Source organism: Acetobacter sacchari, assembly GCF_017377715.1.
Taxonomy (GTDB): domain Bacteria; phylum Pseudomonadota; class Alphaproteobacteria; order Acetobacterales; family Acetobacteraceae; genus Acetobacter; species Acetobacter sacchari.
In genome coordinates this window covers 1-318 of record NZ_JAFVMF010000068.1, presented here as the reverse complement: position 1 = coordinate 318, position 318 = coordinate 1, and the positions used below count along the sequence as shown (strand labels likewise).

The window sequence follows — 318 nt, the reverse complement described above, 5'->3', positions numbered from 1 at the left end:
CGGGGCGCAACAAAAAAAAATTAAAAAAAAAAAAAAAAAAAAAAAAAAAAACCCAAAACCCCCCCCCGGGGCGAAACAAAAAAAAACAAAAACAAAAAAACCCCAAAAAAAAAAAAAAAACCCCACACCCCCAAAACCAAAAAAAAACACAAGCCAACACCAACAAAAAACCCCAGAAATAAAAAAAACCAAAATCACCCAACAAAAAAACCCCCACAAAAAAAAAAACAAAAAAAAAAAAAAAAAAAAAATAAAAAAAAAAAAAAAAAAAACACAAAAAAAAAAAAAAAAAAAAAAAAAAAAAAAAAAAAAAAAAAA

At 23.9% G+C, this 318-nt stretch carries 1 protein-coding gene; it reads left to right on the top strand.

Features of this window, described 5'->3' with window-relative positions:
* Positions 1 to 318, top strand: a 318-nt coding sequence (locus tag J2D73_RS21515) for a hypothetical protein (RefSeq protein WP_207884221.1), incomplete at both ends; no start/stop codon positions are given.